We start from the raw sequence: 26026 nt of genomic DNA, 5'->3' as shown, positions 1-26026 counted from the left end.
GCTTCCCGCGTGACGGGAGCGTGGCGATGGCTTACTCGACCAGATTGTTCTTGAGTGCGTAGTGGGTGAGTTCCGCGTTGTGGCGCATCTTCATCTTGGCCAGCACGCGCGAGCGATACATGCTGATGGTCTTGACCGACAGCAGCAGTTCGCTGGCGATGTCGCTGACGGTCTTGCCGGAGGCGATCATGACCATGGTCTGGTATTCCCGGTCGGAGAGGGTTTCATGCAGCGGGGTGTCGTGGTCGAAGCCGATCTGGTTGGCCAGTTCCTGCGCCAGCGAGGGGCTCACGTACTTGCGCCCGGCCGCCGCCTGGCGGATGGCGGCCAGCAGCTCACCCGGGCTGGCCTGCTTGTTCAGGAAACCGGCGGCCCCCGCCTTGAGCGAGCGGATCGCGTACTGGTCTTCGCGATGGATGGACAGGATCAGCACCGGCAGGTCCGGTTGTTCCTTGCGGATCTGCTTGAGGATATCGATACCGCTGCGGTCGGGCAGCACGATGTCCAGCAACATGACATCGCCATTGCCTTCGCGGGCCAGCTTGATGGCCTCCAGCCCGTTGGCGGCATTGCCGGCCACGACGATGTCCTTGCTGCCGGCGCAGATCTGGCGCAGGCCTTCGCGCACGATGGCGTGGTCGTCGGCGATCAGGACCTTGATGGCGGCGGTGGATTTCTTGCTCATGGGCGGACGGCGACACTCCTCTGGAAGCCTTGCTGCATGCTGCTGAAGGCGAGGGCGTATTCTATAGCGTTCATTCAGTGTGCGACAGGTATGCAGATATGTACGCGAGAACCATGTCCTGCGCGCGCCTCCCATGCGGCGCTGCCGCCCAGGGCTGCGGCGCGCTGGCGCATGTTGGCCAGGCCATGGCCACGCCTGCCATCGCGCCCGGTAGCGGCGGGGTCGAAGCCACGGCCGTTGTCGTCGATGTGCAGATGCAGGCTGTCGTCGGTCTGCTCCACGCGAACCTCGACCTGACTGGCGGCAGCGTGCCGCGCAATATTGTTGAGTGCCTCCCGCAGGATGCGCAGCAGGCTCAGTACCAGGAAGTCGTCCTGTACTGCCAACTGATCCGTGGCCAGGAACCGGCAATCCACTCCGCTCTGGCGGCTGAAGTGGCGGCACTGCCAGCGCAGGGCATCGGCCAGGCCGAACTCGACGATGGGCGGATGCAGATCGTCAATGATGCGCTCCATGCCCTCGCGTGCCTGCTGCAGCAATTGCGCCGCGTAGTCGGCTTGGGGCAGGGCGGCATGGCGCTCCAAGGCCAGCTGTTCGCGCAACTGGCCCAGCGCCATGCCGATGCCGGTCAGCTGCGCGCCCAGCTCATCATGCAGATCGCGGGCGATGCGCGTGCGTTCTTCTTCACGTAGGCGAAAAGCGGCGGACAGGGCGGGGGCAGCTGGATCGGACATTCGGGGCGGATCAGGTCAACGGTGGTGAATATTCCTTCATAATAGCTGTGAGGGACCGGCTGGTCATCCATCCTGCATCAATAGCGTAGATGCGCCGTTGGCGTTCGGTGGCCGTGGCGTTCAGGACCCATGGGATGAAGAGGGAAGAAAAGCCGAATTTCTCGTCAGGCAAAAAAATTTCAAAAAGGGCCTTCCCAAACGGGAAAACATGCTGCTATAATTTTATTTTTCGCGGCTGTAGCTCAGCTGGATAGAGTACTTGGCTACGAACCAAGGGGTCGTGGGTTCGATTCCTGCCAGCCGCACCAGATTTAAAGGGTCCATCGCAAGATGGACCCTTTTGTCTTTTCTGCTTCCGTTTTTGTTTTTCCGGTGTCTTCTCTGTGGTGCCGCTCCGTGCGGCAGGCAGGGTGTCGTCGCAGGATCAGCCTGGTTCTGTTGTCACCGGAGGATGTTGCAGCCAGTAATTCACGGTCTGGTTGATCAACTGCATGAACTCCCTTGCATCCACCGGTTTGACCAGATAGTCATTGGCCCCCGCTTCTCGCGAGCGGGTGGCGTCGGTTTCGTCGTAGGACGTGGCAAACATGATGACCGGCAGGGCCTGCGTATGTGGCTGGCTGCGCAGCATGTGCAGCAGGTCCAGGCCTTCCATGCGCGGCAGGCGGGGTTCCAGCAGGATCAGGCAGGGCAGGGTGTCGGGGTGGTGTTGTGCGTGCGGGCTGAACAGCGATTCCATGGCCCGTTCCGCATCTTCGAACCAGCCGAAGTCGCACTCCAGCTTGCTGCGCCAAAGGCTGAAGCGCGCCAGTTCCACCGACTCCGGACTGGGATCAACCATCAATATGCTGGGGCGAGACATGCGTTATGTGCGGGACTGGGTATTGTTTTTTGAATGTTGCATTTCTGATTTCCGGCAAGTTTGACATAGCAGGGTGCAGAAATCCATTATTGAATACGCTCGCCAAGCCCGGCAGCGCTTGAGTCTCCCCGATACGACGCATTCCGCCGCGAGCGCGCGCTACCGCAGTGAGCTTACGTGAGAATTACAACGCAAGCTTGACTGCCCCCTCCCGACGCCTTTTGCCGCGCTCCTCGGCCTCGATACTGGATCATTCAATTTCTGAATGCCAGATATGCGTGAATAAAATCTCGCACTGCAGCATTTCTTCATTGCTGCTGGGCTATATTCCTGACAGCCACGTCACAGCTTGAGACGAAATTACGTCGTAAACCGTCATCGCGTACGTGGCGGCGATGCTTCCGGTGCGTCGCACAAAAAATCCAAAAAAATCAGGACAGGCATTCAACAAGGGGAGTGCAATGAAGGTGTCGCCACGACGAAACAGAAAGGCCTTGGTCATCGGGGGCGGGGCGCCCAATTCGACCTTGATCGCCGGGGCACTGGCGGCCTTCCTCGCGGAAGGGGTGGAGTTCGATGTCATCTCGGCCTCCGGTGCCGGGGTGCTCATGGGCTTGCTGGCGACCGCACCGCGCGACGCCGCGCCGCAGGACGCACTGATGCAATGGGCGGAAGTGGGTGTGGCCGACAGCATCTACAAGCTGTTCCCGGTCAACTACAAGGTCTTCAAAAAGCCGGGGGCGCAGGCGGAGAACTACCGCGATGCCATGCTGGCGCAATGGCAGCAGATGCCGGGCCTGGCCGCCTCGCCCTTCGCCGCCATGTTCAATCAACACTTCGCCGACGCCTCGGCCAAGTGGAATGACTGGATGCATCTGATGATGTCGGCCTTGTCACCTTCCGACCTGCATTCGGGCAGCCTGGGACTGTGCGCCCATCTTCCCTTCCTCGAGCAATCGATCGATTTTTCGGCGGTGCCGCAGATGCGCCCCGAGTTCTACATCAACGCCTACAACCTCGACCGCCACCAGATGCAGATCTGGAGCAAGGAGCAGATCACGGCGGCGCATGTGCGGGCCTCGCTGTCCTTTCCCTTCCTGTATGCACCCACCGAGATCGATGGCGAGCACTACATCGAAGGCGCGGCGCTCGATACGCTCAACTTCACGCCTTTCATCACCGATCCGGCCACCGGCGTGGCGCCGGCCGGTGAGGTCGATACCCTGGTGGTGCTGGACATCTTGGGCGAGGATCGCCTGATCCGCAAGCCGCGCAACCTGTATGACGCCTGGGTGCGTTCCATCATCACGCCGCTGGTCAAGATCTCCCAGACCGAGCAGCGTCTCTTCGAGCTGGAACACAACCGTGATCCCGCGACCGGCGCGCCGCTGCGCCAGGTGCTCAAGGTCGATCTGATGGCCGGTGTGCCGCAGGATCACTGGCCGCAGGTGCTGGACTGGTCCGCTTCCAACATGCAGCTGCTGTTCGGCGTGGGATATCGCGCCGGCGTCGACTTCTGTCGCCAGCACGGCGAGCTGCTGGGTGCCGTGGCGCAGGATGCGCCGCTGGCCGCGTAGGCGGGCGGGTTGGCCAGCGGGCCTGTTTCTTCATCTCCTTGTTTTGTTGTGTAGCTGAACCGGCGCGCCGCGGCGCGCTTTCCTTTCTCCGGTGAATTTTCCATCATGACCATTACCAAGCGCCTCATCCTCACTCTCTCGACAGCCCTGCTGGCGCTGCTGTTCGTCGGTGCCGACGGGCTCTGGCAATTGCAGCGCGCCCAGCAGCGTCTGGAACTGATCCAGAACCGCATCATTCCGGGCATGGACAGCCTCAACCTGCTGAAGGGCTATCTGGCCGATTCACGCCTGGCCGGCTATCGCCTCTCGGTCTTTGCCAACCTGCCCGACAAGACCGCGTTGCAGAAGGCGGTCGATGCCTCCAACAAGGCGCTGGATGAGGAATTCGCCCACTATGAGCGCGATCTCATCTTCGATGAGAAGGACCGCGCCCTGATCCAGGCTGACAAGGCCAACATCGAGGCCTACCGCAAGGCTCTGGTGCCATTCTTCGCCGCGGCTTATGCCAATGACATGGACGGCGTGCGCGCCACGCTGCAGGCCGGGACACCGCTGGCGGTGTCGGCGGCTGCTGCCAAGAAGGGTTTCGACGACCACATTCTGGTGGGTCGCCAGATGATCGATACCGTCAAGCAGGAGAGCGATGCCGCCTATGCCTTCGCATTGCGCGCGATGATCGCCGTGATCGTGGTGGCGGTGCTGCTGACCGGCGTGCTGGGCATCCGCACCCTGCGCAGCGTCACGCGCAGCCTGGGCAAGATCCAGCAGACCTTCGAGCATGTCAGCCAGACGCTGGACCTGTCGCGTCCGGTGCCGGTGGAACGCATGGATGAAATCGGCCGCACCGCTGCTGCCTTCAACAAGCTGCTGGCCCGCATTGTCGATGTGGTGGCGACGACCCGTACCTCGACCGATTCGGTAACCGTGGCGGCGCGCCAGATTGCCGCCGGCAATGCCGACCTGTCGGCCCGTACCGAACAGCAGGCGGCAGCGCTGGAGGAAAGCGCGTCCAGCCTGGAGGAGCTGACCTCGGTGGTGCTCCAGAACACCCAGAACGCCCGTCAGGCCAATGAGCTGGCGCAATCGGCGTCGCACATCGCCTCGCAAGGCGGTGACGTGGTGCGCCAGGTAGTCGATACCATGAACTCCATCAATGCCTCCTCGCGCAAGATCGTCGACATCATTGCGGTCATCGATGGCATTGCCTTCCAGACCAATATCCTGGCGCTCAATGCGGCAGTGGAAGCGGCCCGTGCCGGAGAGCAGGGACGCGGTTTTGCCGTCGTTGCCTCTGAAGTTCGTTCGCTGGCGCAGCGCTCGGCCGCCGCTGCCAAGGAAATCAAGGAGCTGATCGACGACTCCGTGGACAAGGTCGGCAGCGGCAGCAAGCTGGTCGAGCAGGCGGGCGCCACCATGAGCGATATCGTCGATAGCGTGCAGCGCGTGACCCAGATCGTGGGCAACATCGCCGACGCCAGCGAGGAGCAGAGCGCCGGCATCACCCAGGTCAACCAGGCCATTTCGCAAATGGACCAGGGCACCCAGCAGAATGCGGCGCTGGTGGAAGAGGCGGCCGCAGCAGCCCAGGCCTTGCAGGGCCAGGCGGAGAAGCTGGAAAGCGTGGTTGCCGTCTTCAAGCTCGAAGGGCGCGCAGCCATGCCTGTGCGCAGCGTGGAGGTGAAGCCGGTGGCGGCACCGCGAGCACCGGTGGCCGCTGGCCAGATCGCTGAGCTGGAAGAATTCTGAGCGCTGAGTTCCGAATCCTGACTCCCGGATTCTGAACCCGGCACCGGTGGCAGCATGCCGCTACCGGTGCACTCCGCACCCTGAAAAACCGCCCGGTTTCAACGCCGGGCGGTTTTTCATTTTTTGCCTGTTTTTACGCTTTGGTCAGCATTGCTGTGAAGGATTGCACTAAGGTGCGGCGTCGGCTGCCTCAAAGGGTGATATACTTAATGCTAATCATTATCATTTGTCACCAGGAGAATACGCAATGATCGGTTTCAAGAAACTGGCGGTCGCCGCAGCACTCGGACTGTGCTTTGCAGGTACCGCTTCGGCCGCCGAATACCCCATCGGCAAGCCGCAGATCCAGAACGGCTTTGAAGTCAACGCCGTCTACCTGCAGCCGGTGAAGATGGAGCCGGACGGCATGATGCGCAAGGCAGAGGAATCCGATATCCACCTCGAAGCCGATATCCGCGCCGTGGCCAAGAACCCCAATGGTTTCGCCGAAGGCGACTGGATGCCTTACATGGTCATCAAGTACGAACTGACCAAGGTCGGTTCCACCAAGTCCATCAAGGGCGACATGATGCCCATGGTGGCCAACGACGGTCCGCACTACGGCGACAACGTCAAGCTGGAAGGCCCGGGCAAGTACAAGCTCAAGCTGACCATCTCCTCGCCGCAAGCCAATGAACACGCCCACTTCGGCCGTCACGTCGACAAGGAAACCGGCGTCGGTCCGTGGTTCAAGACCTTCGAGCTGAACTACGACTTCACCTTCGCCGGCATCGGCAAGAAGGGCGGCTACTAAACAGGTCGCCGGGTCTTGATCCAGACCGCACGTTTGCAGTGATGCGATGCCGGTCCGCGCCGTGATGGCGGACCGGCTTCACCGTTTTGAGAGTTCCGGAGTTTTCATGATCGCAAGAATCGTCCGACTGATCTGCCTGTCCCTGGCTGCGATGGCCATGCTGGGCAGCGCCGTGCAGGCCAGCGCTTCCGACCTGCTGACCTTCAAGCTGGAGATGCAGGATGGCAAGCTCATCCCGCCGCGCATCGAAGTGCCGGCCGGACAGCGCATCAAGATCGAAGTGCACAACATCGGCAAGTCCGCCGCCGAGTTCGAGAGCGTTGAACTGCGCAAGGAAAAGGTGCTGGCACCGGGTGCGCAGTCCTTCGTGGTGATCGCTCCCTTGCGTCCGGGCGAATACAAGTTTTTCGATGACTTCCACCTCAACATGCCTCCCGGCGTGATCGTCGCCAAGTAAGAGGGGATGCGCGCAAGCAGTAAGGAAGCAGGGAAGTCCAGGTTTTCAGGAAGGGAAGAGTTTCATGGGACAGGTCATGTTCATCGTCTGGCGCGAAAGCGTCGAGGCGCTTCTGGTGGTCGGCATTCTGTATGCCTGGCTGAAGAACGGCGATGCCGGCGCGCGGCGCGGCATTCCCTATCTGTGGGGCGGCGTGGTTGCCGGCGTGGTGCTGGCGGGTGCCCTGGGCGCAGCGCTGCTGGGCTTTTCGGAACTGCTCTCGGGCGATGCCCAGACCTACTTCCAGATAGCCATCGTCCTGATTGCGGCGGTGCTGATCGTGCAGATGGTGTTCTGGATGCGCAAGCACGGCCGGACCTTGAAGAAGGAAATGGAAAGCTCCATGCAGTCCAGCTATGAAAGCGGCAACTGGTGGGGCGTGTTCGTGCTGGTGATGCTGGCGATCGCCCGCGAAGGCAGCGAGACTGCCGTTTTCCTGTACGGCATTGGCCTGGGCCAGCAGGATGCCAGCACGGCGTCGCTGGTGCTGGCAGGCGCGATCGGTTTCGGACTGGCTTTCCTGACCTTCTATCTGCTGCAGCTGGGCGGAAAGATTTTCTCCTGGCGGCGTTTCTTCCAGGTCACCGAAGTGATCCTGCTGCTGCTGGCGGCCGGTTTGCTGGTCACCGGCGTGGAAAAGCTGTTCGACGTACTGCTGGAAAGCTCCGACATGCTGGCCTCGGCCAACTGGACCATGACCCTGACCGGCCAGCTCTGGGATACCTCGGCGCTGCTGGATGACTCCACCACCCTGGGCAGCCTGGTCTCGACCCTGACCGGCTACCGCGCCCGTCCGGCGCTGCTGTCGGTGATCGTCTACGCCCTTTACTGGGTCGTGGTATGTTCGTTCCTCTATCGAAAACCCCAGCCTCAGCTCAAGAGCAAGAGGCAGGAAGCCGTCTGAACCTCATGACAACCTGTACGCAATCGCCGACTCTGCTCACGCGTACCGGAGACTGGATGCGCCGCCATGGCGCATTCATCCGAGGCCTGCAATGGATCGTGGTGGCTGTCTATGCGCTGCTGATCCTGGTCCCGGTGTTCCTCCCGCTGCCTGATGAAACCGCGCATCTCTGGTCCAACCTCACCCTGATCGCCCAGTTTGCCTTCTGGGGCATCTGGTGGCCCTTCGTGCTGGTCAGCATGGTGCTGATGGGCCGTGTGTGGTGCGGCGTTCTATGCCCGGAAGGGGCGCTGACCGAGTTCGCCAGCCGCCATGGACGCGGACGTGCGATTCCCAAATGGGTACGCTGGGGCGGCTGGCCCTTCGTGGCCTTCGCCCTGACCACCGTGTATGGCCAGATGGTCAGCGTGTACCAGTATCCGAAGGCGGTGCTGCTGGTGCTGGGCGGCTCCACCGTTGGTGCCATGATCATCGGCTACCTCTATGGCCGCGACAAGCGCGTCTGGTGCAAGTACCTGTGCCCGGTCAATGGCGTCTTCGGCCTGCTGGCCAAACTGGCCCCGGTTCACTACAAAGTGAACGAAGATGCATGGCGCGCCTCCTATCATCCCGAGCACAAGATCATTCCCATCAATTGCGCGCCGCTGGTCCCCTTGCGCAATATGAAGGGTGCTTCCGACTGCCATATGTGCGGCCGCTGCAGTGGCCACCGCGATGCGATTGCCCTGAGCTTCCGTCCGCCTGCCGTCGAGGTGGTGCACTTCGGCAAGACCCAGAACAACCTGTGGGAAAGCGCCCTGGTGCTCTACGGCCTGCTGGGCATCGCCATCGGTGCCTTCCACTGGACGGTCAGCCCCTGGTTCATCGCCATCAAGCAGGACATCGCCACCTGGCTGATTGACCGCGACATCATGTGGCCTTTCGGGACCCAGGCACCGTGGTGGCTGCTGACCAATTACCCGCAGCAAAGCGATGTCTTCACCTGGCTCGATGGCGCCATGGTCGTGGGCTACATTCTCGCCACCGGCCTGGTGCTGGGCACCGGCGTGGCGCTGATGTTCGGGCTGGCCACGCGCCTGCTGGGCAAGTGGGAGTGGAGCCGCTTCAACCACCTGGTACAGGCATTGATCCCGCTGGCGGGCTGCGGCGTCTTCATCGGCCTGTCGGCGACCACCATCAGCCTGCTGCGGGCCGAGCACTGGCCGGTCTATTGGGCCAATGACGTGCGCGCGGCGCTCCTGACGGTCATGACGCTGTGGAGCCTGTGGCTGTGCTGGAAAGTGGTGGCGCGCCATGCCACCCATTGGGTTCAGCAAGTGCTGGCGATGCTGCCGCTGATCGGTGGCCTGGCGCTGGTCAATACCGCCTGGTGGCTGATGTTCTGGGGCTGGTAAAGCGTCTTCCGCAGCAGTGATATGAAGGAAAATGGCAGGCTTGCTCGCAAGCCTGCCATTTTTATTTGCGTCTTATTTGATCTTGGGTCCCGCAAGCTATGTGAAGTTGGCGACCGAAGCAGTACAATCGCTGCCTTTTCAAGCCAATTGCCGGAGTTTAATTTACATGAGCACCTTGCCCGCCTGTCCCCAATGCCAGTCCGAATTCACCTATGAGGATGGCAGCCAGTTCGTCTGCCCCGAATGCGGCCACGAATGGAGTGCCCAGGCTGCTCCCGCCGAGCAGGCCCGCGTCTGGCGCGATGCCTCGGGCAACGTGCTGCAGGATGGCGATACCGTCACCGTCATCAAGGACCTGAAGCTCAAGGGCGGCGGTGGCGTGGTCAAGATGGGCACCAAGGTCAAGAACATCCGCCTGGTTGAGGGCGACCACGATATCGACTGCAAGATCGACGGATTCGGCTCCATGGGCCTGAAGACCGAATTCGTGCGCAAGGCCTGATCCTGGCCTGCATCCTGAGCGGAGCCCTGCAAGCCGGGCCCGCTCTCACGTAGAATGGCGGTTTGCCTGCAGCCTATGTATACATAAGCTTGCGGGTTTCCCGATCAAGACAACAACGAAACCGCCATGGCCCGTCCCCGCTTCCTGCCCGATAACATGACCCTGATGCTGCTGGCCGTCGTGCTGACCGCATCCTTCCTTCCCTGTACCGGCCAGGTGGCCGAGGCCTTCGACGGGCTGACCACGTTCATGATCGGCCTGCTGTTCTTCATGCACGGGGCCAAGCTCTCACGGGAAGCCGTGGTGGCCGGGTTCACGCACTGGAAGCTGCACGTCACCGTGCTGCTGTGTACCTTTGCGCTGTTCCCGCTCATTGGCTTGGCCTTGAAGCCGGTGCTGCTGCAATTCATTACGCCCGAGCTGTACCTGGGGCTGCTCTTCCTGTGCGTGCTGCCCTCCACCGTGCAGTCGTCCATCGCCTTCACTTCTGTGGCGCGCGGCAATGTGCCGGCGGCGATCTGCGCGGCGTCCGCCTCCAACCTGCTGGGCATCTTCCTGACCCCGCTGCTGGTGGGCGTGCTGGTGGTGGCCCATGATGGCGGCGGGCATTCCTCGCTCGATTCCATCCTGAAAATCGTTTATCAATTGCTGCTGCCCTTCGTGGCCGGCCAGATCGCGCGTCCCTTCATCGGCCGCTGGGTCGAGCGCAACAAGTCCTGGCTCAAGTTCGTCGACCAGAGTTCCATCCTGCTGGTGGTCTATGTAGCCTTCAGCGAGGCAGTGGTGCAGGGCCTGTGGCACCAGGTGCCGCTGTCGATGCTGGTGGCGCTGCTGGTCATCAATGCGGTGCTGCTGGCCATCATCATGGGGCTGACCACCTTCGGTAGCCGCCGCCTGGGCTTCAACAAGGAGGACGAGATCACCATCGTCTTCTGCGGCTCCAAGAAGAGCCTGGCCTCGGGCGTGCCCATGGCCAAGGTGCTGTTCTCCAGCGGTGCCATCGGCATGGTGCTGTTGCCGGTGATGCTGTTCCACCAGATCCAGCTCATGGTGTGTGCCGTCATGGCCGCGCGGTATGGTGCGCGTGACGAACAGGTGAAGGCGGCCGTGGCTACTGAAAGTGGCGGCGACTGAGATTCCCGGGCGCTGTATCCGCCAACAAAAAATGACCGGCAAGGCCGGTCATTTTTTTGCTTTGGCGGTTCGCCCGTTTCGGCTCAGGGCGCCGGATTGGGCTGCTTGCGGTGGATGGCTTCGATGCCCGCCAGCACCTCGTCGCTCAATTGCACCTGGGTGCTGTCGATGTTGCTGCGCAGTTGTTCCAGGGTGGTCGCGCCGATGATGTTGGAGGTCAGGAAGCGGCGGCTGTTGACGTAGGCCAGCGCCATCTGCGCCGGATCCAGTCCGTGCTGGCGCGCCAGTGCGACGTACTGCGCGGTGGCGCTTTCCGCTTGTGGATTGTTATAGCGCACGAAGCGTTCGAACAGCGTCAGGCGTCCGCCTGCAGGACGTGCCCCTTCCAGGTATTTGCCGCTCAACATGCCGAAAGCCAGCGGCGAGTAGGCCAGCAGGCCGACCTGCTCGCGATGGGCGAATTCGGCCAGGTTCACTTCGAAGCTGCGGTTGAGCAGGTTGTACGGATTCTGGATGGTGACGATGCGCTCCAGTCCATGCTGCTCGGCCGCGCGCAGGAATTGCGCGACGCCCCAGGCGGTTTCGTTGGACAAGCCGATGGTGCGGATCTTGCCGGCCTTCACGAATTCAGAGAGCACCGTCAGCGTCTCTTCGATGGGTACCGTGGTTTCATCTTCCACATGCTCGTAGCCCAACTGGCCAAAGCTGTTGACGCTGCGGTCGGGCCAGTGCAGCTGATACAGATCCACGTGATCCAGTTGCAGGCGCTCCAGGCTGCCATGCAGTGCATCGGTGAGGCCCTTGCGGTCCAGCTCGTTGTTGCCGCCACGGATGTGGCGCGGGTTGTGTGGTTTGCGGGCGGGGCCGGTGCACTTGGTGGCGATCAGCAACTGGTCGCGCTTGCCGGATTTCTTCAGCCAGGTGCCGAGATAGCGTTCAGTGAGTCCTTGCGTTTCCGCCTTGGGCGGGACCGGATACATTTCGGCGGCGTCGATCAGGTTGATGCCGCGTTCGACGGCGTAGTCCAGTTGCGAGTGGGCGTCGGCTTCAGTGTTCTGCTCGCCCCAGGTCATGGTACCCAGAGTGATGAGACTGACCTTCAGGTCGGTGCGGCCGAGTTGGCGGTACTGCATGCGGATTCTCCTTGTGATGCGCAGGCAGGGACCGGGGCGTGTCCTGCCGGCTGGCGCGGGATCGGGTAGTATAGCGGCGCTCGTCCTGCCTTGCAGGGCAGGGCCGCAGCGGCGCCAAGACCGCTCGCGCCAGGCCGGTTGCCGCTTGCAGTGCCCGGACTCGATAACGCCAGAACACTTCCTTCCCATCCACGAGACATGTCAGTTCCTTCCCCCAGTATCCCCCCGGATGAAGCCGCCGAATCCCTGCGCCATCACACCCCATTCAAGCTCTTCTGGTGCGCCAGCGTCGCATCCACCATTGCCCTGCAGATGCAGATCGTGGCGGTTGGCTGGCAGGTCTACCAGCTCACCCACAGCGCCTTCGATCTCGGCATCGTGGGCCTGGTGCAGTTCATTCCTTCGCTGATCCTGGTGTTCGTGGTGGGCCATGTGGCCGACCGCTTTGATCGCCGCAACGTTGCGCGCGTCAGTTCGCTGGTGGAAGCCGCCGCTGCCGCCACGCTGGCGCTGGGCAGCCTGCATGGCTGGCTCAGCCGCGAGATGATTTTCGTGATCGTGGCCATCATCGGTGCGGGCCGGGCCTTTTCCAAGCCGACCATGTCGGCGCTGCTGCCCAGCCTGATGTCGCCCAAGGCCTTGCCGGGCGCGGTGGCGGGCTCGGCCTCGGCGACCCAGTTCGCCATCATCATCGGCCCGGCGCTGGGGGGCTTTCTCTACGTGGCGGGACCAGCGGTGGTGTATGCCAGCAGCTGCGCGCTGTTCGTTGCATGCAGCGTACTGTTGTCGCTGATCCGGCGTCCGGCCCAGGTCGCGGCGGCCCAGGCTGCACCGGCCAAGCCGACCGGGGCCAGTCTGTCGTCGGTGTTCGCAGGACTGGCTTTCATCCGCAGCAAGCCCGCCATCTTCGGTGCCATCTCGCTGGACATGTTTGCCGTGCTGCTGGGCGGTGCTACCGCCTTGCTGCCGGTCTTCGCCAACGACATCCTGCATACCGGTGCGGTCGGCCTGGGTCTGCTGCGCTCGGCACCGGCGGCCGGAGCCTTGATCGTGGCGCTGCTGCTGGCGCGCTTTCCGCTGGGCGGCAGGGTAGGGCGCACCATGTTCATCGCCGTGGCCGTGTTCGGATTGGCCACCATCGTGTTCGGCCTGTCACGCTCCTTCCCGCTGTCGCTGGCCGCGTTGGCGGTGCTGGGCGCGGCCGACATGATCAGCGTGGTGGTGCGCTCGTCCTTCGTTCAGCTGGAAACGCCGGACGCCATGCGCGGCCGCGTTTCGGCCGTCAATTCGGTCTTCATCGGAACGTCCAATCAGCTCGGAGAATTCGAATCGGGCCTCACCGCCGCCTGGTTCGGTGCGGTGCCGGCCGTGCTCATCGGCGGGATCGGCACGCTGCTGATCGTGCTGCTGTGGATGCGCCTGTTCCCCTCGCTCTATCAGGTCGACCGGCTGGCCGCACGCCAGTCCTGAAGCCGGCGGCAAGCAGTCGCGCGCTCACGGCGGATCGCCCTCGGTCACCAGCATCTGGCTGGACTGGCGCGTGAGCTCCTGCTGCATCAGCAGCATCTGCAGGAACTGCGCATAGGGAACCGGCTTGCTGAAGTAATAGCCCTGGTACTCATCCGAGCCGAACTCGCGCAGCGCCTGCAACTGTTTCTCCGTCTCCACGCCTTCGGTCACCACCTTCAGGTTCAATGCATGGCTCATGGCGATGATGGCCTGCACGATGGCGCTGCTGTTGGCATCGTCGGGAATGTCGTTGATGAAGGATTTGTCGATCTTCAGCGTATTGACCGGGAAACGCTTGAGATAGGCCAGCGAGGAATAGCCGGTGCCGAAGTCGTCAATGGAAATGGTGAAGCCTTCTGCACGGATGCCATCCATGATCGCGATCGCACGGTCGCGGTTGTGCATCACCATGCTTTCGGTGATCTCGAACTCCAGGCAGGCCGGTGGCGTGCCGTGGCGCTGGACCACGCTCTTGATGTCTTCCAGCAGATGTTCATCGCCGAACTGGCTGCCGGTCAGATTGATGGAGATGCGTCCGCACACCAGTTCGCGTTCCAGCATCAGGCCGATGTCGCGGCAGGCCACGTCCAGCACCACCAGGCCGATCTGGTCGATCAGGCGGGTCTCCTCAGCCAGCGGGATGAATTCACCCGGCGGCACCAGGCCGCGCACCGGATGCTGCCAGCGGACCAGGGCTTCCGCACCGACGATGCCGCCGGTGGCCAGGTTGATCTTGGGCTGGTAGTGCACCACGAACTCGGCGCGTTCGATGGCGCGGCGCAGTTCGGCTTCCAGCGCGATGCGCTCTACCGTATTGGTGTTGACCTCGTCGGAGAAGAAGCGATAGTCATCCTTGCCATGGTGCTTGGCGCGGTACATGGCAATGTCGGCATTCTTGATGAGCGTTTGCGCATTGTCGCCATCGCCCGGATAGGTGGCGATGCCGATACTGGCCGAGAGCATGGCTTCCTGGCCGTCGATGATGAAGGGCTTGCGCGCCTCGGTGAGCAGCTTCTGTGCAATCTCGCCCAGTTGCAGCGGATCGTCGAAGTCATCCACCAGCACGATGAATTCATCGCCGCCCACGCGCGCCAGGATATCCAGCTCGCGCAGGGTATTGCGGAAGCGCTGGGCGATTTCCTGCAGCACCGCTTCGCCGGCCTCGTGACCGAAGGTATCGTTGATGTTCTTGAAGCGATCCAGGTCCATCAGCAGCACGGCCACCATGCCGTTGCGGTGCTCGGCGTGGGTAATGGCATTGGAAACGTGCTGGGTGCACAGGAAGCGGTTGGGCAGGCCGGTCAGCTCGTCATAGTGCGCCAGGTGGCGGATGCGCTCGTCGGCGCGGCGGCTCTCGATGGCCACGCTGGCGAGGTCGGCGGCGATGTTGGCCAGCTGCAGGTATTCATTGCTGGGGGCCTGGTTTTCCTTGAGCAGGGCGGCGAACACGCCCAGCAATTGGCCTTCCTTGCCCATGATGGGCCAGGCCCCACAGGACGGGTAGATCTCCACATCGATGAGCACCCGCAGGTGTTCGGTCACCGGATCGCGCGCGATGTCGGTGACGATGCAGGGTCCGCGCCGCAAAGCCGCTTCAGCGCCGACGCCGCAGCCATGACGGATCGGCATGCCCTGCAAGGCACGCAGCAGGCGTGGCGGATAGCGCTTGCTCAGCACGGAAGTGAAATGCGAGGCTTGCTCATTGACCAGCATCACGCAACTGGCCCCATATGGAATCTGCGCATCGGCAAAGCCGATGATCTCGTTGAGGATGCCGTCCAGGTCATCGTCGGCCATTACCATGTGCAGCACCCGGTTCTGTTCGCTCTGCAGCAACTCAGCGCGCTTGCGGGCGCTGATATCGCGCAGGATGGCGAAGATCGCATAGCCACGATCGAATTCGGCGCGGTTGAGGGTAACGTCGGTATGGATGATCTTGTTGCGGCGGACCGTTACCCATTCGAACTGCTGGGGTTGCCCCGCGAGTACCCGGCCGACCAGCTCATCGATGTCCGGCTGGTCGGGCTGGCGCGCCTTGTGGCGAGAAAACAGGCCGACCTTGCGGCCAATGATGCGGTCCTTGTCCGGCACCCCGAAGAAGCGCAGCGCGGCCGCATTGCAGTCGAGGTAGCGCAGCTCCGAGGAGATCAGCACGATGGGATCGCTGCCTTCTTCGTAGAGCTTGCGGTAGCGGTATTCGCTGCTCGACAGGGCGTGATCCAGGCGGCGCTGGTAGCGGTAGTACACCAGGAAGGCAATGAGCGCGATGAGGATGAAACCAAGGATGCCGGTGGTCAGCAGGATGCGGTTTTCGGTACGGCTGCGCCATGGCGAGAGCACGTCTTCCATGCGCCGCGCATAGACCGCCACCAATGACCATTTGTCCAGGCGCTTGTAGGAGAACAGCAGTGGTTCGCCGGTCAGATGCGAGATCTCTTCGAACGACCCTTCCTCGGCCCCGGCACGGATGCGTGCCATGCTTTTGGCATCGGCCAGGCTGACGCTGAGCCAGCGCTCTTCGAAAGGCGAGCGCAGCATCATCGAGCCGCTGTCGGTGCGCAGCGAGACGATGGATTCGAAATTGGTGATGCGCTTGTAGAAGTCGAAGAAGGTTGCAGCCTTCAGTTCGGCGACCAGCAGGCCGATGGGGCGGCTGCTGCGGTCGTAGAGATTCATGGCCACCGGCAGCACCAGGTCGCGGTTGTAGCGACTGCGCATGAGCTGGCCCACGAACAGGTTGGGCCTGGCCGGATTGCCGTCCACGTGGGTCAGCTTGTGGTCTTCGGGGATGCTGGTGGTGTCGAAGGAGCGCAGCGAACTGGCGCGGGTGTTGCCGTTGCGGTCGATGTAGCGCAGTACCATCACGGTGGACAGCCGCTGTTGCGTGTCCGACAGCAGTCGGTACAGCGCCTGGTCGTCGTCCAGCAGGTCGGGGCCGGCGACGTGGATTTGCTCGGCGGCGGACCAGAGCAACTTGTCCAGTTCGCCGAAAACGCGTTCTGCGTGCTCCTGCACGCTGCGCACGGCCGCCATCGAGCTGGCGCGTTCGGCGTCGATGGTCAGCTGGCGGTCCTGGCGGATTTCCCACCAGGTCTGCACGACAATGAACGACCCGACGAAGCCGACGAACAGCAGCAAGGTTTTCAGGGTGTAGCCTGGGCGTCCTGGCGATTTGTTCTGTTTTCCCATGTGACCCACTATCACATTACCTGTCGTTAGGCAGCAGATTGCTGCACGTCCCTTGGCCCGGAAAGATGCCGGACGACCGTTTCGACAGCCCTCGCACGCAATCGGCACGTTCCTGCCAGCGGAACGGCGGCTGCTGACACGGGCATGGTGGATAGCCCTTGTCAGTGCGGCAAGCCGCGCGCGTTCACACGGTGTGATCGCGCTTACGCCAAAATTACGTGGATGCCCCCACTTCGTGATACGCGAGGCGTCAGTATGCCACCTCGTGTCCTGCTGCGCTTTGTTGGCGCTTGTCCTTGCTTTGTGCCCTTGTTGTGCGCTGATCAATGGCCGCTGCGCCAGCCACGTTCACCGTTTGTTTTGTAGCAACCTTACCGCAAGCCAAGGGCTTTGTCATCCTGCGCGCAACGTCGCGGCAACGCGACAGCGTGATTTTCATGTCAGATGGAAATTTTCACTTGTTCTGGCATCAACATGAAGGATGTTAAGCGTTGCAGATGCGTTTTCGTTTGCAATGCGATAATACCGCCCAGCCGGAAGTTTCACAGGCATCACCAGTTTTACTGAATTTTCCTGACGAGGCCCAACTGGCCGGTCGGGAAGTTTTACTTCAATCATCACGCAAAGGACCCATCCCTATGAAGACAAGAGCAGCGGTAGCATGGCAGGCAGGCAAGCCCTTGACCATCGAGGAAGTCGAACTCGGCGGCCCCAAGGCCGGCGAAGTCCTGGTCGAGATCAAGGCCACCGGCATCTGCCATACCGACTATTACACGCTCTCGGGCGCCGACCCGGAAGGCATCTTCCCGGCCATCCTCGGCCACGAAGGCGCGGGTGTGGTGGTCGACGTCGGCCCGGGCGTGAAGTCGCTCAAGAAGGATGACCATGTCATCCCCCTGTACACGCCGGAATGCCGCGAGTGCAAGTTCTGTCTCTCGCAAAAGACCAACCTGTGCCAGGCCATCCGTGCCACCCAGGGCCGCGGCCTGATGCCGGATGCCACCAGCCGCTTCTCGCTGGACGGCAAGCCGCTGTTCCACTACATGGGCACGTCCACCTTCTCCAACTACATCGTCGTACCGGAAATCGCCCTGGCCAAGATTCGTTCGGATGCGCCTTTTGACAAGGTCTGCTACATCGGCTGTGGCGTGACCACCGGCGTGGGTGCGGTGCTGTTCACCGCCAAGGTGGAAGCGGGTGCCAACGTGGTGGTGTTCGGTTTGGGCGGCATCGGCCTGAACGTCATCCAGGCGGCCAAGATGGTGGGGGCCAACAAGATCATCGGCGTCGACCTGAATCCGGCGCGTGAAGCCATGGCGCGCAAGTTCGGCATGACCGACTTCATCAATCCCAAGGACGTGCCCAACGTGGTTGATGCCATCATCGGCATGACCGATGGCGGCGCCGACTACAGCTTCGAGTGCATCGGCAACACCACCACCATGCGCCAGTCGCTGGAGTGCTGCCACAAGGGCTGGGGCCAGTCCATCATCATCGGCGTGGCCGCAGCCGGCCAGGAGATCTCGACCCGTCCGTTCCAGCTGGTGACCGGCCGCGTCTGGAAGGGCTCGGCCTTCGGTGGCGCGCGTGGGCGTACCGACGTGCCGAAGATTGTCGACTGGTACATGGAAGGCAAGCTCAACATTGATGACCTGATCACGCACAAGCTGCCGCTGGAGCGCATCAATGAAGGCTTCGACCTGATGAAGAGCGGCGAGTCGATCCGCTCCGTAGTCGAGTTCTGAGGAGAGCGCGATGCTGGAGACTCTCTCCGAGCACGGCTGTTTTGGCGGCGTGCAGGGCTTTTATCGCCATGCCTCGCCCGCCATCGGGCTGGACATGCGCTTTTCGGTGTTCGTGCCGCCGCAGGCCGGGCAGGGCGACCGCAAGCTGCCCGTGCTGTTCTACCTGGCCGGACTGACCTGCACGGAAGAAACCTTCATGATCAAAGCTGGTGCGCAGCGCGTGGCGGCTGAACTGGGCCTGATTCTGGTGGCTTGTGACACCAGCCCGCGCGGTGCCGGCATTGCCGGTGAAAGCGACAGCTGGGACTTTGGCGTGGGTGCCGGATTCTACCTGGATGCCACCCAGACGCCGTGGAGCCAGCGCTACCGCATGGAAAGTTACGTGGTCGAGGATTTGCGCCGCGCCGTGCTGGAGCGCTTCCCGGCCGACCCGCAGCGCATGGGCATTTTCGGTCATTCCATGGGCGGGCATGGCGCACTGACGCTGGCCTTGCGGCATCGTGATCTGTACCGCTCGGTATCGGCCTTCGCGCCGATCGCCGCGCCGGTGCACTGCCCGTGGGGGCAGAAGGCCTTCAGTCACTATCTGGGCGAGGATCAGGAAAGCTGGCAGGCGCATGACGCCAGCGAGCTGATGCGCAAGCTGTATGCGCCTTTCCCGCAGGGGATCCTGATCGATCAGGGGCTCGCAGACAAATTCCTGATCGAGCAGCTGCACCCGGAACGCTTCGAGGCAGCCTGCAAGGAAGCCTCACAGCCGCTGACCTTGCGTCGGCATGCGGGGTATGACCATGGGTATTACTTCATCGAGAGTTTTGTGGAAGATCATTTGCGATTCCATCATGCGAATTTGATGGCTTGAACTCGCTTGAGCTGAAATGAAGGGCTGACGATCAACATCGTCAGCCCTTATTTTTTTCTTCAGTCCTTCCACATGCTCTGCAGACCCGTAATGTTCACTTTTGAACTGATGCACGCTTGCTGTGATTGATTGACTACGCGGATCCCAACCCTTATCCGGACGTATGGAAATCGTCATGCAACGATAGGTCTTGCGGCGCTACTCGTTTAATTTGTCGATTTTCAAAGGAGGGCCGATGTGCTCCGTGATTTTCCTGACAAGCCGGATTTCTTGTGGTGACTTCAAAGGAAGGGCAAGTCAATGAGGCCGCTTCCATTTGTGTTGTGGCTGGTCTCGTTGACGGCGCTTGCCGCACCCTCAGAGGATGTCGTCAAAAGCTGTCTCTCCAGCACGGCCCGCAATGGGGTATCGCGAACTGCGATTGAAACCGGGGCTTTCTATCTTCAGGACGAATGCCAGCCCGGTTATCAGGCCGAGTATTTATTATTTCGTGGCATGGAGATCGGGAGCGCCCAATCGGGGCGCGGCGATGCGTTGCTGTATCGCGGCAGGCTCTACCCGCTGAGGCGGGCAGTAAAGCTGCCGCAGACAAGATCAAGGGAGCGTCCCGCCATCCAGGTTGCGCTTGCAGACTGGTCCTTGATCCGGGAGAACGGCAAGCAATATCTGTGCGTCAGCGATCAGTTCGACGGTATCGGTCGCAGTGGCAGTTTCCAGAAAGCCAGATATGGCTATCTGCTGGAGACGTGGAAGAAGGGGAGGCTGTTCTTCTTCGATGGGCTAGTGGACTGATTCAGCGCTCAAAAGCGGAAAAATCGGCCCGAGGGCCGATTTTTCTGAATCGATGCAGCTCGACGCCGCATGCGCGTAATCAGACGAACGCGTCAGTAACAACATGCTCCCCCAGCATGAACGCATCTGCCACATGCCGCAGCGGTGCCACATCCACATCGGACGATCCGCTGCGGATCAATTGGCAGAAATGTGCATACAGCGAGGGATACTCCCCCTCCACCGGCAGCTGGCACGGCGCATCGTTGATCCAAAGTTCATGTCCGCCCTTTTTCAGGTGGACCCGGGTGCTGTCGGTCTCGATGACGATGTCCCAGGTCTGTTCACCCGTCTGGCGCCAGTCGAAGTCCGCTTGTACATCCGTGCCCAGAGCATCGGTAAAGCCCAGGCGCGCGGCAATCGGCGTCTGGCGGTTGGATGGCACTTCCAGCGTGGCCTGCTTCAGGAACATCGCCTGCGGCAGGATCTCGGTGACGATCGACAAGGCATTGATGCCCGGATCGAACACGCCCAGGCCGCCCGGCTGCCAGATCCATTCCTGGTCCGGGTGCCAGTGGCGCACGTCTTCACGCCAGATCACCTTGACCTTGCGCGGCGCATGTTCCTGCAGATGGCGCTTGACCACCTGCACCGCCGGCGCATGGCGCGAGTGCCAGCTGGCGAACAGGGTCACGCCTTTGTCCGCCGCCAGGTTCTTCAGCGACTCGACTTCGGAGAGCGTGGCACCTGGCGGCTTTTCCAGGAACACGTGCTTGCCCGCGCTCAGTGCTTCTCGTGCGGCTTCATAGCGGTACTGCGGCGGCATGCACAGGGAGATGGCCTCGATGGCCGTGCCCGAGGCCAGCATCTCGGCCATGCTCTTGTAGGCGGTCACGCCCTCGATGCTGTGGTTGCGGCTGGCGGTCGCGACCAGCTTGAAATCGGCATTGCCGGCAATGGCCGGGGCATGCTGGTCATAAACGATCTTGCCGACGCCGGCGATGGCGAGCTGGATGGGTGTCATGGTGTCCTTGCTTATTATTGGTTACATGAAGGGGAGGCGCCACAGATTACCAGCGTTGATGCACGTACGGTGCAATGTCATGCAGATAGAGTTCGCGCAGCGCCTGCATCACCTCATCCGTGATCGGCGGCAGGGCGCTGGCCGCACTGTTGGACTGCGCCTGCGCAACGTTGCGTGCACCGGGGATCACGGTGCTGATGCCGCTTTCCATCAGGATCCAGCGCAGCGCGAATTGCGCCATGGGAACACCTTGCGGCAGCAGCGCGCGGATCTTTTCCACGGCGGCCAGTGCGACCTCATACGGCACGCCCGAGAAGGTCTCGCCGACATCGAAGGCTTCGCCATGGCGGTTGAACTGGCGATGGTCGTCGGCGGCAAAGGTGGTCTGCGCATTCATCTTGCCGGTCAGCAGGCCCGAGGCCAGCGGCACGCGGGCGATCACGGCGATGTCGCGGCGCTGCGCTTCCTGCAGGAACAGCCCGATGGGGCGCTGGCGGAAGATGTTGAAGATGATCTGCACCGATTTCACGTTCGGATATTCGATGGCCTTGAGCGCTTCTTCCACCTTCTCTACCGAGACGCCGTAATGGCGGATCTTGCCGGCCGCGACCAGATCATCCATGTAAGCGAACACTTCCTGCTGGTAATACACCTCGGTGGGCGGGCAGTGCAGTTGCACCAGGTCCAGGCAATCGACCTCCAGGTTCTTGAGCGAACGGTCCACGAAGGCGGTGAGATTGTCCTTGTTGTTGTAGCCGCTGGCCACATGCGGCGAGAGCCGGCGGCCGGCCTTGGTGGCCACGAACGGACGTGCGCCGCCACGTTCCTTCAGGACTTGCGCAATCAACTGCTCGGAGCGGCCATCGCCATAGACATCGGCCGTGTCGATGAAGGTGACGCCCGCATCCAGTGCGGCGTGCAGCGCGGCCTTGGCATCCTGGGAGGAGACGTCACCCCACGAACCGCCAATGGCCCATGCGCCAAATCCGATTTCGGAAACTTCCGCACCCGTGCGGCCAAAGCGTCTTGTTTTCATGCCGGTACTCCTTCTGAGCATTCCAAAAGCCGTAGTTATACCGCGCACCACGCGCGAAGGTGGCTGGTTTAAGATGAGCCAGATTCATTCCTGAAGTGATTTCAATTCATTCATGTCCCTCCTCGACCATATCGAATTTTCCGATCTGCGGATCTTCGTCACCATCCTGCGTACCGGCAGTTTCAAGGCCGCCGCGATCCAGCTTGGCCTGACGCCCTCGGCCACCAGCCATGCCATGAAGCGGCTGGAAGAGCGGCTGTCGACCCAATTGCTGTACCGGTCCAGCCGCGCGATCTCGCCCACGGCGGCCGGCAGTGAACTGGCGGCCCGGCTGGAAGAAGGATTTGAGCAGATCGCGCAGGCGCTGGGCCAGCTGGAAAGCTCGGCAGAGGGGAGCCTGGGCGAATTGCGCATCAACGTTTTCGCCGACGCCGCCCATCTGCTGATCGAGCCGGCCATTCCCGAATTCGTGCGGCTATGTCCCAAGGTCAAGCTCACCATCGTGGTCGATGACAAGCCCATCGACATCGTCAGCGAAGGCTATGACGCCGGCATCCGTTACGGCCACTACGTGCCGGAGGGCATGGTGACTGCGCCGCTCACGCGCGCGCATCGCTGGGTGGCAGCGGCCTCGCCGGCGTATCTGGATCGGCATGGACGGCCGCTCACATTGGAAGACCTGCAGCAGCACACCTGCCTGCAATTGCTTCTGGGTGACAACTCCAGCTACCAGTGGGAATTCGGTAAAGGCAAGCACCGCCAGCGCATTCGCGTGCCGGGCCTGGTGACGATCAACAATACGGCAGCCACCATCGCGGCGGCCAAGGCCGGGGTGGGTATCGCCTATCTGTTGGAGGGAAGGATCAGCAAGGAAATCGATGAAGGCTCGCTGGAAGCCATCCTGGAAGAATGGGCGGCCCCCAGCGAGCCGTTTCACATGTACTACAGCAGCCGCCGCCATGCGCATCCGGCCTTGCGCAAGCTCATCGACATCATCCGCCTGCAGCACGGCCTGTCACGGCTGCGTTAGCCGCCACAGGCCGGCCAGTTCAGTGTGCCGCCGACGCTTCGGCCGCACCCGCGCCGCCCTTGGAGGGCTTGATGATCCAGATCAGCGGGATGATGACGATGAAGATCACCGCCGAGACATAGAAAATGTCATTGATGCCCAGCATGGCCGCCTGGAAGGTAATGGTCCGCTCCAGCATGCCTGCGGTCTGCTCGGCGTTCAGGCCCAAGGTGCTGCTGAGGTTGTTGACGGTTTCCTGCAGCCAGGGGCTGTAGGGGGTGGCGTGTTCGGTCAGCTGTGCGTGGTGCATGATGGTGCGGTTGTTCCAGGCCGTGGTCGAAATGGAGGTGCCGACCGCGCCGCAGAACACGCGCACGAAGGACGACAGGCCGGCCGCCGCCGGGATGCGTTCCGGTGGCAGGCCGGAGAGCAGCAGCACCGTCAGCGGCACGAAGAACATGGCCGTCGGAATCCCCTGCAGCAGCGTGGGCAGGATCACCGTCATCTGATCCACCTGCAGGTTGTAGCGCGAGCGCAGCCAGAACACGATGGCAAAGCCGATGAAGGACGCCGTGGCCACCTTGCGCGCATCCACCAGCGGCAGGAAGCGTCCGATGAGCGGCATCAGGATCACCGCGAAGATGCCGATCGGTGCGGTCGACAGCCCCGAGTCGATCGAGCGATAGCCCAGGTATTGCTGCAGCCATTGCGGCAGGATCACCAGGTTGCCGAAGAAGACCCCGTAGCCGATGGAAATGGCGATGGTGCCGCCGGCGAAATTGCGCCGGCCGAACAGGCGCAGGTCCACCACCGGATGGTCATTGTTCAGTTCCCACACGACGAAGTAGGCAAAGGCGATCAGCGCGATGATGCCCAGCGTGACGATGGTGGGCGAGGAGAACCAGTCCAGGTCCTTGCCCTTGTCGAGCATGATCTGGAAGGCCGCGACCCAGGTCACCAGCAGCGCCAGGCCGATCTTGTCGATGGGCAGCTTGTGGGTCGGCGTCTCGCGCGAACGGTAGATGGCCAGCGTGACGCCGGCGGCAATCAGGCCCACCGGGATGTTGATGTAGAAGATCCAGGGCCAGGTGTAGCTGTCGGTGATCCAGCCGCCCAGCGCGGGGCCGGCCACCGGTGCCACCACCGCCGTCATGCCCCATAGCGCCAGGGCGAAGGAGGATTTCGATTTGGGGTAGGCCCCCAGCAGCAGCGATTGCGACAGCGGCACCATGGGGCCGGCCACCAGGCCTTGCAGCACGCGCGCGGCCAGCAGGATGGGCAGGGTGGGCGCCAGGCCGCACAGCCAGGAGGCCAGCACGAACAGCAGCACCGAGGTCACGAACAGGCGCACCGCGCCCAGGCGCTGCGTCAGCCATCCGGTCAGCGGGATCGAGATGGCGTTCGCAGCGGCAAACGAGGTGATGACCCAGGTGCCCTCATCGACCGACACACCCAGGTTGCCCGAGATGGTCGGAATGGCGACGTTGGCGATGGAGGAATCCAGCACGTTCATGAACACCGCCAGCGACACCGACAAGGTGCCCAGCACCAGGTTGGCACCCGTCAGCGGCGGTGGCGGCGTGTAGGGTTTGGGGGGAGTAGTGGCCATAAGGCTTGATCAATGTCCGGTGAAGGTCGGGTAGGGACAGCCGCACCCCATCAGGTGTGCGGCACCGCCACCGGTGCGGCGGCCGCCTTGCTCTTGCGCGCCTGCGGCAGGCCGCTGGCGTTGTCGCTGATGATGCGCTCGACGATGGCATCGGCCTGCTTGCCGAGGTCGTCATAAACATTGGTCTGGTAATTGGTCGGCACCGCTTCCAGCGCACGGCCATCGCCATGGATGTCCACGGTGGCGGTGGTGGACAGGCCGATGCGCAGCGGATGTGCGCGCACCTGTTCCGGATCGAGCGCAATGCGCACTGGTACGCGCTGCACCACCTTGATCCAGTTGCCGGTGGCGTTCTGTGCCGGCAGCAGCGAGAAGGCGCCACCGGTCCCGGCCGAGAAGCCGATCACGGTGCCCTTGTACTTGACGCTGGAACCGTAGACGTCAGCGATCACTTCCACCGGCTGCCCCAGGCGGATGTGCTGCAACTGGCTTTCCTTGAAGTTGGCGTCGATCCAGATCTGTTCCAGCGGCACGATGGCCATGAGCGGATTGCCGGCCGCGATGCGCTGGCCGACCTGCACCGAACGCTTGGAGACGAAACCGGAGACCGGTGCCACGATGTTCACGCGGGCATAGTTCAGGTAGGCATTGCGCACGGCGGTGGCCGCCTGCAGCACGTTGGGGTGCTCGGTCACGCTGGTGTGGTCGGTCAGGGCGCGGTTGGCGGCTGCAGCAGCGCGGGCCTGGTCGAGTGCGGCGACGGCGCTCTTGACGGCGTCGCGCGCGTGCGAGACGTCTTCCTGCGAGACCGCACCGGAAGACAGGCCAGCCTGGCGGCGCTGCAGGTCTTCCCGGGCACGGGCCAGGTTGCTGTCGGCTGCGGCCACATTGGCGGCGAGCGTGTCGTTGTTCAGGAACAGCTGGCGCGTTTGGCGCACGGCTTGGGCCAGTGCGGCCTGGGCCTGCTCCAGCGCGAGCTTGGTGTCAGCTGCATCGAGTGCCACCAGCGGCTGACCGGCCTTGACCACTTGCGTGTCGTCGGCCTTGACGGCCACCACGGTGCCGCCAACCTGGGCGGAGATCTGCACGACGTTGCCGCCGACATAGGCGTCATCGGTTTCTTCAAAGAAGCGGGCATGCAGGAACCAGTACAGGAAACAGGCGATGGCGATCACCAGCAGGACCAGCGTGAGCAGGATCAGCTGACGCTTGCGCTTGCCGTTGCCATTTCCGTTGCCATTGCCATTGCCATTGCTGTTGGCTTGCGGGTTTTGTTGGGTGGTGCTGTCACTCATGGAGGACTCCGTTCTAT

The 26026-nt window shown here is 62.3% G+C and carries 23 protein-coding genes and 1 tRNA gene; 14 read left to right on the top strand and 10 right to left on the bottom strand.

Going from position 1 to position 26026, the window contains the following annotated elements:
* Positions 1–31: 31 nt before the first annotated feature.
* Both JOD78_RS05465 and JOD78_RS05460 read right to left on the bottom strand, forming a co-directional pair.
* Positions 32–685 carry a response regulator transcription factor gene (locus tag JOD78_RS05465; protein ID WP_121041669.1) on the bottom strand — a complete coding sequence of 218 codons (654 nt, stop codon included), beginning with the start codon at positions 683–685 and terminating at the stop codon, positions 32–34.
* A gap of 74 nt (positions 686–759) precedes the next feature.
* Positions 760–1419, bottom strand: a complete 660-nt coding sequence (locus tag JOD78_RS05460) for a sensor histidine kinase (protein WP_134135875.1) — start codon at positions 1417–1419, stop codon at positions 760–762.
* Positions 1420–1650: 231 nt separating this feature from the next.
* On the opposite strand from JOD78_RS05460, the gene JOD78_RS05455 reads away from it, so the two are divergent.
* Positions 1651–1727 (top strand) — tRNA-Arg (locus JOD78_RS05455).
* A gap of 116 nt (positions 1728–1843) precedes the next feature.
* On the opposite strand, the gene JOD78_RS05450 is transcribed toward JOD78_RS05455, so the two are convergent.
* Positions 1844–2260: a response regulator gene (locus tag JOD78_RS05450; RefSeq protein ID WP_245201982.1), complete on the bottom strand. Its 417-nt coding sequence runs from the start codon at positions 2258–2260 to the stop codon at positions 1844–1846.
* Between the two features lie 482 nt (positions 2261–2742).
* Between JOD78_RS05450 and JOD78_RS05445 the strand changes: the two genes are divergently transcribed.
* The 8 genes from JOD78_RS05445 to JOD78_RS05410 all read left to right on the top strand — a co-directional run bounded on the left by JOD78_RS05445 (position 2743) and on the right by JOD78_RS05410 (position 10827).
* Positions 2743–3858 carry a patatin-like phospholipase family protein gene (locus JOD78_RS05445; RefSeq protein ID WP_121041664.1) on the top strand — a complete coding sequence of 372 codons (1116 nt, stop codon included), beginning with the start codon at positions 2743–2745 and terminating at the stop codon, positions 3856–3858.
* Positions 3859–3963: 105 nt separating this feature from the next.
* Positions 3964–5604: a methyl-accepting chemotaxis protein gene (locus JOD78_RS05440; RefSeq protein ID WP_121041662.1), complete on the top strand. Its 1641-nt coding sequence runs from the start codon at positions 3964–3966 to the stop codon at positions 5602–5604.
* Positions 5605–5851: 247 nt separating this feature from the next.
* Entirely contained in the window at positions 5852–6397 is a 546-nt protein-coding gene (locus JOD78_RS05435) for an iron transporter (protein WP_039785564.1), read from the top strand.
* 106 nt (positions 6398–6503) lie between these two features.
* Positions 6504–6854, top strand: coding sequence for a cupredoxin domain-containing protein (locus tag JOD78_RS05430; RefSeq protein ID WP_039785565.1), 351 nt, complete (start codon positions 6504–6506; stop codon positions 6852–6854).
* Between the two features lie 64 nt (positions 6855–6918).
* On the top strand, positions 6919–7797 hold the full coding sequence (locus JOD78_RS05425) for an FTR1 family protein (RefSeq protein WP_121041660.1): 879 nt from the start codon (positions 6919–6921) through the stop codon (positions 7795–7797).
* Between the two features lie 56 nt (positions 7798–7853).
* Entirely contained in the window at positions 7854–9191 is a 1338-nt protein-coding gene (locus tag JOD78_RS05420) for a 4Fe-4S binding protein (protein ID WP_121041658.1), read from the top strand.
* Positions 9192–9357: 166 nt separating this feature from the next.
* Complete coding sequence (locus JOD78_RS05415; RefSeq protein WP_034330597.1) at positions 9358–9693, top strand: zinc ribbon domain-containing protein YjdM; 336 nt, start codon at positions 9358–9360, stop codon at positions 9691–9693.
* A 126-nt stretch (positions 9694–9819) separates the two neighbouring features.
* Positions 9820–10827 carry a bile acid:sodium symporter family protein gene (locus tag JOD78_RS05410; protein ID WP_121041656.1) on the top strand — a complete coding sequence of 336 codons (1008 nt, stop codon included), beginning with the start codon at positions 9820–9822 and terminating at the stop codon, positions 10825–10827.
* Positions 10828–10910: 83 nt separating this feature from the next.
* On the opposite strand, the gene JOD78_RS05405 is transcribed toward JOD78_RS05410, so the two are convergent.
* Positions 10911–11960, bottom strand: a complete 1050-nt coding sequence (locus JOD78_RS05405) for an NADP(H)-dependent aldo-keto reductase (RefSeq protein ID WP_121041654.1) — start codon at positions 11958–11960, stop codon at positions 10911–10913.
* A 198-nt stretch (positions 11961–12158) separates the two neighbouring features.
* Here JOD78_RS05405 and JOD78_RS05400 point away from each other — a divergent pair, with 198 nt between their 5' ends.
* Entirely contained in the window at positions 12159–13430 is a 1272-nt protein-coding gene (locus JOD78_RS05400; protein ID WP_121041652.1) for an MFS transporter, read from the top strand.
* 24 nt (positions 13431–13454) lie between these two features.
* Here the strand turns inward: JOD78_RS05400 and JOD78_RS05395 are convergent, their stop codons facing one another.
* Positions 13455–16658 carry an EAL domain-containing protein gene (locus JOD78_RS05395; protein ID WP_209566788.1) on the bottom strand — a complete coding sequence of 1068 codons (3204 nt, stop codon included), beginning with the start codon at positions 16656–16658 and terminating at the stop codon, positions 13455–13457.
* Between the two features lie 435 nt (positions 16659–17093).
* Entirely contained in the window at positions 17094–17279 is a 186-nt protein-coding gene (locus JOD78_RS05390; protein ID WP_209566786.1) for a hypothetical protein, read from the bottom strand.
* A 17-nt stretch (positions 17280–17296) separates the two neighbouring features.
* Here JOD78_RS05390 and JOD78_RS05385 point away from each other — a divergent pair, with 17 nt between their 5' ends.
* The 3 genes from JOD78_RS05385 to JOD78_RS05375 all read left to right on the top strand — a co-directional run bounded on the left by JOD78_RS05385 (position 17297) and on the right by JOD78_RS05375 (position 20057).
* Positions 17297–18403, top strand: a complete 1107-nt coding sequence (locus JOD78_RS05385) for an S-(hydroxymethyl)glutathione dehydrogenase/class III alcohol dehydrogenase (RefSeq protein WP_013234687.1) — start codon at positions 17297–17299, stop codon at positions 18401–18403.
* 10 nt (positions 18404–18413) lie between these two features.
* The gene (gene fghA, locus JOD78_RS05380; RefSeq protein ID WP_121041648.1) at positions 18414–19265 is read left to right on the top strand and encodes an S-formylglutathione hydrolase; all 852 of its coding nucleotides are present in this window, start codon (positions 18414–18416) and stop codon (positions 19263–19265) included.
* 318 nt (positions 19266–19583) lie between these two features.
* Positions 19584–20057, top strand: a complete 474-nt coding sequence (locus JOD78_RS05375) for a hypothetical protein (protein ID WP_209570743.1) — start codon at positions 19584–19586, stop codon at positions 20055–20057.
* A gap of 79 nt (positions 20058–20136) precedes the next feature.
* Here the strand turns inward: JOD78_RS05375 and JOD78_RS05370 are convergent, their stop codons facing one another.
* Together JOD78_RS05370 and JOD78_RS05365 are read right to left on the bottom strand one after the other, a co-directional pair.
* Positions 20137–21060, bottom strand: coding sequence for a Gfo/Idh/MocA family oxidoreductase (locus JOD78_RS05370; protein ID WP_121041644.1), 924 nt, complete (start codon positions 21058–21060; stop codon positions 20137–20139).
* Positions 21061–21106: 46 nt separating this feature from the next.
* The gene (locus JOD78_RS05365) at positions 21107–22096 is read right to left on the bottom strand and encodes an aldo/keto reductase (RefSeq protein WP_121041642.1); all 990 of its coding nucleotides are present in this window, start codon (positions 22094–22096) and stop codon (positions 21107–21109) included.
* A 112-nt stretch (positions 22097–22208) separates the two neighbouring features.
* Between JOD78_RS05365 and JOD78_RS05360 the strand changes: the two genes are divergently transcribed.
* Positions 22209–23126 (top strand): LysR family transcriptional regulator, encoded by a 918-nt coding sequence (locus JOD78_RS05360; RefSeq protein ID WP_039785660.1) that lies wholly within the window; start codon positions 22209–22211, stop codon positions 23124–23126.
* A gap of 19 nt (positions 23127–23145) precedes the next feature.
* Here the strand turns inward: JOD78_RS05360 and JOD78_RS05355 are convergent, their stop codons facing one another.
* Together JOD78_RS05355 and JOD78_RS05350 are read right to left on the bottom strand one after the other, a co-directional pair.
* Positions 23146–24714 carry a DHA2 family efflux MFS transporter permease subunit gene (locus JOD78_RS05355; protein WP_121041640.1) on the bottom strand — a complete coding sequence of 523 codons (1569 nt, stop codon included), beginning with the start codon at positions 24712–24714 and terminating at the stop codon, positions 23146–23148.
* 50 nt (positions 24715–24764) lie between these two features.
* Entirely contained in the window at positions 24765–26009 is a 1245-nt protein-coding gene (locus JOD78_RS05350) for an HlyD family efflux transporter periplasmic adaptor subunit (protein WP_121041638.1), read from the bottom strand.
* Positions 26010–26026: the final 17 nt, after the last annotated feature.

Source organism: Herbaspirillum sp. 1130, from assembly GCF_017833835.1.
GTDB classification, from domain to species: domain Bacteria; phylum Pseudomonadota; class Gammaproteobacteria; order Burkholderiales; family Burkholderiaceae_D; genus Herbaspirillum; species Herbaspirillum huttiense.
This window is presented reverse-complemented; position numbering and strand designations above follow the sequence as displayed.

Excerpts from the sequence above, each read along its gene's own strand:
- JOD78_RS05465 (WP_121041669.1), bottom strand. The coding sequence starts at position 685 with ATGAGCAAGAAATCCACCGCCGCCATCAAGGTCCTGATCGCCGACGAC.
- JOD78_RS05460 (WP_134135875.1), bottom strand. The coding sequence starts at position 1,419 with ATGTCCGATCCAGCTGCCCCCGCCCTGTCCGCCGCTTTTCGCCTACGT.
- JOD78_RS05450 (WP_245201982.1), bottom strand. The coding sequence starts at position 2,260 with ATGGTTGATCCCAGTCCGGAGTCGGTGGAACTGGCGCGCTTCAGCCTT.
- JOD78_RS05445 (WP_121041664.1), top strand. The coding sequence starts at position 2,743 with ATGAAGGTGTCGCCACGACGAAACAGAAAGGCCTTGGTCATCGGGGGC.
- JOD78_RS05440 (WP_121041662.1), top strand. The coding sequence starts at position 3,964 with ATGACCATTACCAAGCGCCTCATCCTCACTCTCTCGACAGCCCTGCTG.
- JOD78_RS05435 (WP_039785564.1), top strand. The coding sequence starts at position 5,852 with ATGATCGGTTTCAAGAAACTGGCGGTCGCCGCAGCACTCGGACTGTGC.
- JOD78_RS05430 (WP_039785565.1), top strand. The coding sequence starts at position 6,504 with ATGATCGCAAGAATCGTCCGACTGATCTGCCTGTCCCTGGCTGCGATG.
- JOD78_RS05425 (WP_121041660.1), top strand. The coding sequence starts at position 6,919 with ATGGGACAGGTCATGTTCATCGTCTGGCGCGAAAGCGTCGAGGCGCTT.
- JOD78_RS05420 (WP_121041658.1), top strand. The coding sequence starts at position 7,854 with ATGCGCCGCCATGGCGCATTCATCCGAGGCCTGCAATGGATCGTGGTG.
- JOD78_RS05415 (WP_034330597.1), top strand. The coding sequence starts at position 9,358 with ATGAGCACCTTGCCCGCCTGTCCCCAATGCCAGTCCGAATTCACCTAT.
- JOD78_RS05410 (WP_121041656.1), top strand. The coding sequence starts at position 9,820 with ATGGCCCGTCCCCGCTTCCTGCCCGATAACATGACCCTGATGCTGCTG.
- JOD78_RS05405 (WP_121041654.1), bottom strand. The coding sequence starts at position 11,960 with ATGCAGTACCGCCAACTCGGCCGCACCGACCTGAAGGTCAGTCTCATC.
- JOD78_RS05400 (WP_121041652.1), top strand. The coding sequence starts at position 12,159 with ATGTCAGTTCCTTCCCCCAGTATCCCCCCGGATGAAGCCGCCGAATCC.
- JOD78_RS05395 (WP_209566788.1), bottom strand. The coding sequence starts at position 16,658 with ATGGGAAAACAGAACAAATCGCCAGGACGCCCAGGCTACACCCTGAAA.
- JOD78_RS05385 (WP_013234687.1), top strand. The coding sequence starts at position 17,297 with ATGAAGACAAGAGCAGCGGTAGCATGGCAGGCAGGCAAGCCCTTGACC.
- fghA (WP_121041648.1), top strand. The coding sequence starts at position 18,414 with ATGCTGGAGACTCTCTCCGAGCACGGCTGTTTTGGCGGCGTGCAGGGC.
- JOD78_RS05370 (WP_121041644.1), bottom strand. The coding sequence starts at position 21,060 with ATGACACCCATCCAGCTCGCCATCGCCGGCGTCGGCAAGATCGTTTAT.
- JOD78_RS05365 (WP_121041642.1), bottom strand. The coding sequence starts at position 22,096 with ATGAAAACAAGACGCTTTGGCCGCACGGGTGCGGAAGTTTCCGAAATC.
- JOD78_RS05360 (WP_039785660.1), top strand. The coding sequence starts at position 22,209 with ATGTCCCTCCTCGACCATATCGAATTTTCCGATCTGCGGATCTTCGTC.
- JOD78_RS05355 (WP_121041640.1), bottom strand. The coding sequence starts at position 24,714 with ATGGCCACTACTCCCCCCAAACCCTACACGCCGCCACCGCCGCTGACG.
- JOD78_RS05350 (WP_121041638.1), bottom strand. The coding sequence starts at position 26,009 with ATGAGTGACAGCACCACCCAACAAAACCCGCAAGCCAACAGCAATGGC.